General features: G+C 66.9%; 6 protein-coding genes and 1 pseudogene. 4 read left to right on the forward strand and 3 right to left on the reverse strand.

The window, feature by feature from the left end; genetic code table 11:
• Nucleotides 1-116 precede the first annotated feature (116 nt).
• Both OJI97_RS11790 and OJI97_RS11795 read right to left on the reverse strand, forming a co-directional pair.
• Nucleotides 117-752, reverse strand: coding sequence for a sigma-70 family RNA polymerase sigma factor (locus OJI97_RS11790; protein ID WP_297663709.1), 636 nt, complete (start codon nucleotides 750-752; stop codon nucleotides 117-119).
• Nucleotides 752-1,006: a NepR family anti-sigma factor gene (locus OJI97_RS11795; RefSeq protein WP_297663712.1), complete on the reverse strand. Its 255-nt coding sequence runs from the start codon at nucleotides 1,004-1,006 to the stop codon at nucleotides 752-754. Before OJI97_RS11795 ends, OJI97_RS11790 begins: the two co-directional genes overlap by 1 nt.
• 260 nt (nucleotides 1,007-1,266) lie before the next feature.
• Here OJI97_RS11795 and OJI97_RS11800 point away from each other — a divergent pair, with 260 nt between their 5' ends.
• Nucleotides 1,267-1,821 carry a sigma-70 family RNA polymerase sigma factor gene (locus tag OJI97_RS11800; protein ID WP_367184768.1) on the forward strand — a complete coding sequence of 185 codons (555 nt, stop codon included), beginning with the start codon at nucleotides 1,267-1,269 and terminating at the stop codon, nucleotides 1,819-1,821.
• Between the two features lie 19 nt (nucleotides 1,822-1,840).
• Here OJI97_RS11800 and OJI97_RS11805 read toward each other — a convergent pair whose 3' ends face one another.
• Nucleotides 1,841-2,638, reverse strand: coding sequence for a response regulator (locus tag OJI97_RS11805; protein ID WP_297663716.1), 798 nt, complete (start codon nucleotides 2,636-2,638; stop codon nucleotides 1,841-1,843).
• 266 nt (nucleotides 2,639-2,904) lie between these two features.
• Between OJI97_RS11805 and OJI97_RS11810 the strand changes: the two genes are divergently transcribed.
• From OJI97_RS11810 to OJI97_RS11820, 3 genes and pseudogenes are all read left to right on the forward strand, one after another.
• On the forward strand, nucleotides 2,905-4,380 hold the full coding sequence (locus OJI97_RS11810; RefSeq protein WP_297663718.1) for a GAF domain-containing protein: 1,476 nt from the start codon (nucleotides 2,905-2,907) through the stop codon (nucleotides 4,378-4,380).
• Between the two features lie 49 nt (nucleotides 4,381-4,429).
• The gene (locus OJI97_RS11815) at nucleotides 4,430-5,461 is read left to right on the forward strand and encodes a ligase-associated DNA damage response exonuclease (RefSeq protein ID WP_297663720.1); all 1,032 of its coding nucleotides are present in this window, start codon (nucleotides 4,430-4,432) and stop codon (nucleotides 5,459-5,461) included.
• Nucleotides 5,458-5,843: pseudogene (locus OJI97_RS11820) on the forward strand (ATP-dependent DNA ligase); the annotation flags it as partial. The gene OJI97_RS11815 and the pseudogene OJI97_RS11820, both read left to right, overlap by 4 nt.

Here is a 5,843-nt window from a genome sequence, read left to right on the forward strand (position 1 = left end):
CGTCACCCCGGACTTGATCCGGGGTCCCGCTCAGCGACGGTGACAAGCGGGACCCCGGATCAAGTCCGGGGTGACGGGGAAGCAAAAATCTCCGCGCACTCTGCGCGAATCGAAAATCAGCGCCCCGATGCCTCGCGCCGCGCCGTGATCGCCTCGACGCTGTCCATGATCGCGTCGATTGCCTCGCTCGCGGCCGGGGCGTCGGCGCGCTTCTGCGAGAATTGCCCGCGCGCCATGATGTCCTCTAGCGCGGCGCGCGCGCGCGACACGCGGCTCTTCATCGTGCCGAGCGCACAGTCGCAGATCGCCGCCGCTTCCTCATAGGACAGGCCGCCGGCGCCGACGAGGATCAGCGCCTCGCGCTGGTCCTGCGGCAATTCCATCAGCGCGCGCTGAAGGTCGGTCATCTCGCTCGCGTCTTCCTGCCGCGCCGGGGTCGACAGCGTGCGCTCGACCGCGCCTTCGTCATATTCGCCGTGGAACTTGTTGCGGCGCATCTGCGACAGGAAAGTGTTGCGCAGGATGACGAAGGTCCATGCCTTGATCGAGGTGCCCTTCTCGAACCGGTCGCGCGAGGCCCAGGCCTTGACCATCGTGTCCTGCGTCAGGTCGTCGGCAAGGTCGGGGTTGCCCGACAGGCTGCGGCCATAGGCACGAAGATGCGGGATCACGCCCGCGAGCAGCGCCTTGAACTCACCGTCCGAAAGCGAATTGTCGTCGTGCGGCGGCGGCGCCGTGTCTGTTCGGGCCATTATTGCTTCGGGCTTTTGCTGTCGAGCCGCGACAGAAGGTCGAGCATATGGTCGGGCAATTGCTCGGCGACGATATTGCCATAGATCATGCGCAGCTTGGCGCCCACCGGCTCGGGCGCCTGCCGTCCGGTGAGCGTGCGGTGCCACTGGTCGCTGCCGCTGCCGGGAAAGCTTCCGTTCGCCCGGCGCGGCGCGTCGGAGGCGGGCGGATGCCGATCCGGGCCATTGATGCCATTGTTGCCGTGCGTTGCCATGTCGAAGCAACGACAGACTTGGCTGCAGGTTCCCGCGGCTCGTCGATTTTTGTCGCCGACTGTGGCGCGAAAGGCACATCGGCGATGGGCGGCCAATATGAAAGCATATGAGTTACTTAGGGTTTTCAAGCCTTGCATCGGGCGCTAAGCTTGTGCTTCATTCGGCTATTGTTTCCGGCCCCTGCAACGAAAGCCCTTTTATCAGCGACGAATCCGCCAGCCCTCTCGACGATGTCAGTTTCAAGAATGAACTGGCGGCGATGTTGCCGCATCTGCGTGCTTTCGGCCGCAGCCTGACCGGCAACGCGGACCTTGCCGACGATCTGGTCCAGGAAACCATGCTGAAAGCGTGGAAGGCGCGCGCTTCCTATATCCCGGGCGGGTCGAGCATGAAGAGCTGGGCCTTCGTCATTCTGCGCAACTGCTTCCTGTCGCAGATGCGGCGGAGGAAATTCACCGCCGACTATGACGAGCTTGCCGCCGAACGGCTGCTCGTCGCGCCCGACGACCAGGACGACAGCCTGCACCTCGCCGACGTCCAGCGCGCGCTGATGCTGCTGCCCGTCGACCAGCGCGAGGCGCTGGTGCTGATCGGCGCGGGGCAGCTTTCCTACGAAGAGGGGGCGGAGATTTGCGGCTGCGCGGTCGGCACGATGAAGAGCCGCGTGTCGCGTGCCCGCGCCGCGCTGCACGCGATCCTCGAAAGCGGCGAGATGCCGCTGCGGAGTGAGACGCCGCTGGCGCCGAGCGAAGCCTTTGCCGCGATCATGGGCGACGTCGACCAATTGACCGGCGGCGGTCCGTCGCCGGACTGATGATAAGCGCCCGGGTGCGTTACGCCGCGAGTTCAGGGGTGAAGAGCAGACTCTGGCTGATCGCCGCTCGCACCGTATTTTCGCGGAAGGGTTTGGAGATCAGGAAGGTCGGCTCGACGCAATGGCCGGTGAGCAGGCGTTCGGGAAAGGCGGTGATGAAGATCGCCGGCACCGGCGCGACCGCCAATATGTCCTGAACCGCGTCGATCCCTGATGAGCCGTCGGCGAGCTGGATATCGGCGAGCACAAGGCCCGCATCGCTGTTCTCGAAGGCGGCGACCGCGTCCTCGTGCGTCGTGGCAATGCCCGCGACGTCGTGGCCGAGGCCGCGGACGATCTGTTCGAGCTCCATCGCGATCAGCGGCTCGTCCTCGATGATCAGGACCGAGGTGCGCGCCTCGCGGTCGATATCGCCCGCGGCTTCGCCGAGCAGCGTTTCGACCGTGGCGGCGTCGGTGCCGGTGATCCGCGCCGTCTCTGCGACCGAAAAGCCTTCGAGCGCGGTGAGCAGCAGCATCTGGCGGCCGAGCGGCGTGATCCGCGCGAGGCGGCGGTTCGCGGCGCGGACCAGCGGGTCCTCCTCCTCCTCGTCGGCGCCTTCGCCATCGTCGAGATAGGCGCTTTCCCAGATGCGGTGGAAATTGCGGTAGAGGTCGATGCGGGTATCGGGGCCGGTTCGAAATTCGTCGGGGGCCGCGACGATTACCTCCAGCGTCGTGTGAACGAAATTGTCGCCATGCTGCTGGCTGCCGGTCAGCGCGCGCGCGTAGCGTCGCAGGAAGGGCAGATGTCCGCGGATCTCTTCTCCCAAGCTCATCATGATGCTCCCTCTTGTTAAGAGGGATACGCGGGGCGCGTGCATCGGGTTCCCGCCGGCAAAGCGTCCCGCTTTGCTGCAACTTGTTGGCGCGCAAAGCGTAGACTCTGCCGGGACGCGACCGAATTGGGCCTAAGGGGGCGGAATTGTTCCGTTTTTCCTGGGGTCGCCACAATGCTTTTTTAGGAACTCGATTCATGGCAGAGCGGCCCGGCGCGGATATCGGTGCAGCGACACCGATGGGGACAGGAACAGGGGGGGCGGCCTTGGCGGACGGTGGGGAAGGCGATGCCACGCGGCGCGAGACGTGGCGACTCGATACCCTTCGCGAATATCGGCTGCTGGGGAGCGGCCGCGAGGCGGCGTTCGACCGGGTCACCAAGCTGGTCGCCGACCTGTTCGATGCGCCGATCTCGCTCGTGACGCTCGTCGACGATTGCCGCCAATGGTTCAAGTCCGCGCACGGACTCGACATCGAGGAAACCCCGCGCGACATCAGTTTCTGTCAGCATGTGGTAACCGGCGATGCCCCGCTGATCGTCACCGACGCGCGCGCCGACGATCGCTTTCGCGACAATATATTGGTGACGGGGGAGCCCTTCATCCGCTTTTACGCGGGCGTGCCGCTGCGCGCCTATAATGGCGCGGTGCTCGGCACCCTCTGTATCATCGACCGTCACGAACGCGCGCTTCTCGATGCGTGCGAACTCGAACGGCTCGAGGATTTCGCGGCGATCATCATGGCCGAGGCCGAACTGCGCCGCACCGCTGCCGAGCGCGATGAGGCGCGCCGCACGCTCGAGCGCGCGCTCGACTATTCGGGGATCGCGACGTGGCGCTATGACTCGCGCACCGCGCTGGCGACATGGCGCGGCGCGGTCGCGGACCTGTGGGGCGCCGACTGGGAAAGCGCGCTGCACACCCGCGAAGGGATTTTCGCGCGCATTCATCCCGACGACCGCGAGCGCGTGGAGGCGGCGATCGACGAAGCGGTGGCGAGCGGCACCCCCTATGCGGTCGAGCATCGCATCGTCCATCCCGAACGCGGCGTGCGCTGGCTGGGCATCCGCGGCGACTGGGATGTCCACGACGACGACGCGGTGCTGACCGGCATCAGCATCGACATCACCGAGCAGAAGAGCCGGCAGGAAAACGCCAATCTGCTGATGCGCGAACTGCATCACCGGATGCGCAACCTGTTCGCGACGGTCAGCGCGATCATCTCGCTGACGCGGCACGCGGCGCGCGATGTCGACGATTATGTCGAACGGATCAGCAGCCGCCTCGACGCGCTCAACCGGGCGCAGAACGTCCTGCTCGGCGCCAATTTCATGACCGGGTCGATGCACGCGCTGATGCGCGAAGTAGAGGCGAGCTTCCCGCGCATCCGCTGGTCGGGGCCCGACCTGCTGCTTCCGGAAAATGCGCTGGTCGCGATGGCGCTGCTGTTCAACGAACTGGCGACCAATGCCGCCAAGCACGGCGCGCTGACCGGCCCCGAAGGCCAGGTCGAGGTGAGGTGGACGCAGGACCCCGAGGGGAGCGAGCCGCGCCTGTTCCGCCTCACCTGGGCGGAAAGCGGCGGCGCGCCCGTGGTCGGCCCGCCCGAGCGGACGAGTTTCGGCACGCTGCTGATGGAACGCAGCGTGCGCAACAATCTGGGCGGCACGATCGAGCGGCGCTGGGAGCCGGGCGGGCTGATCGTCGACATCGCGCTGCCGGCGCGCTGGCGCGAGGCTTGAGCATCGAAGGCATTTGTTCTTCATTTGTTCGATGTGCTAGGCAGGTAGGATGACGACGCGCGTCAAACCCTGGCTCGAACCGCATCCGAGCGGGCTCTATGTGAAGCCCGCCGACCTCTGGATCGACCCGTCGCGCCCCGTCGCGCGCGCCGCGGTGACCCACGGTCACGCCGACCATGCGCGCAGCGGCCACGACGCGGTGTTCGCGACGCCCGAGACTCTGGCGATCATGGCGCTGCGCTATGGCGTCGATGCCGAGGCGAGCCATAATCAGGCTATCGAATATGGCGACGGCTTCGAGCGCGGCGGGGTGCGTTTCTCCTTCCACCCGGCGGGGCATGTGCTGGGCAGCGCGCAGATCGCGATGGAGTATCGCGGCGAGCGGATCGTCGTCACCGGCGATTACAAGCGCCGGCCCGACCCGACCTGCGCGCCGTTCGAGGTCGTGCCGTGCGACATCTTCATCACGGAAGCGACCTTTGGTCTGCCGGTCTTCCGCCACCCGGCCACCCATGACGAGATCGCCAAGCTGATCGGCGCGGTGCGTGCCGAGCCCGACCGTTCGGTGCTCGTCGGCGCCTATGCGCTGGGCAAGGCGCAGCGCGTGATCGCCGAACTGCGCGCCGCCGGATGGAGCGCGCCCATCTATATCCACGGCGCGCTCGAACGCATGTGCGCACTTTATGCGGCGCACGGCGTCGACCTCGGCGAGCTGCGGCTGGTGAGCGAAGCGGACAAGGCCGAGATGGCGGGGCAGATCGTCCTCGCGCCGCCCTCGGCGCTGAACGACCGCTGGTCGCGGCGCCTGCCCGATCCGGTCACCGCGATGGCGTCGGGCTGGATGCGGGTGCGCCAGCGCGCGCGGCAGCGGATGGTCGAACTGCCGCTCGTCATCTCCGACCATGCCGACTGGGACGAACTCACCGCGACGATCGCCGAGGTGAACCCCAGGGAAAGCTGGATCACCCATGGCAGCGAAGAGGGATTGCTGCGCTGGTGCGAGCTGACCCAGCGCAAGGCGCGCGCGCTGCACCTCGTCGGGCGCGACGTCGAAGATGAGGGTGGGGAGGAGGAGGCGTGAAGCGCTTCGCGGCCCTGATCGACCGGCTGATCTACACGCGCTCGCGCAATACGAAGCTGGCGCTGATCGTCGATTATCTCCGGCACACCCCCGATCCCGACCGCGGCTGGGCGATCGCCGCGCTGACCGAGAGCCTCGACTTTCCGGCGGTGAAGGCAGGGACGGTGCGCGCGCTGCTGGCTTCGCGGGTGGATGAGGAATTGTTCCGCCTGTCGCGGCATTTCGTCGGCGACACGGCGGAGACGGCGGCGCTGCTGTGGCCGGAGCCCGATAGGGGATTGGAATCCACCCGCTTCCCCGAGCGAAGCCGAGGGGCTCTGCCGAGCGAAGTCGAGGCCGCAACACCGGAGGTTCTCGCTTCGCTCGAACGGGCCCCTCGGCT

This window comes from Sphingopyxis sp. (assembly GCF_025869345.1).
Taxonomy (GTDB): domain Bacteria; phylum Pseudomonadota; class Alphaproteobacteria; order Sphingomonadales; family Sphingomonadaceae; genus Sphingopyxis.

Excerpts from the sequence above, each read along its gene's own strand:
- OJI97_RS11790 (WP_297663709.1), bottom strand. The coding sequence starts at position 752 with ATGGCCCGAACAGACACGGCGCCGCCGCCGCACGACGACAATTCGCTT.
- OJI97_RS11815 (WP_297663720.1), top strand. The coding sequence starts at position 4,430 with ATGACGACGCGCGTCAAACCCTGGCTCGAACCGCATCCGAGCGGGCTC.
- OJI97_RS11800 (WP_367184768.1), top strand. The coding sequence starts at position 1,267 with ATGTTGCCGCATCTGCGTGCTTTCGGCCGCAGCCTGACCGGCAACGCG.
- OJI97_RS11795 (WP_297663712.1), bottom strand. The coding sequence starts at position 1,006 with ATGGCAACGCACGGCAACAATGGCATCAATGGCCCGGATCGGCATCCG.
- OJI97_RS11805 (WP_297663716.1), bottom strand. The coding sequence starts at position 2,638 with ATGAGCTTGGGAGAAGAGATCCGCGGACATCTGCCCTTCCTGCGACGC.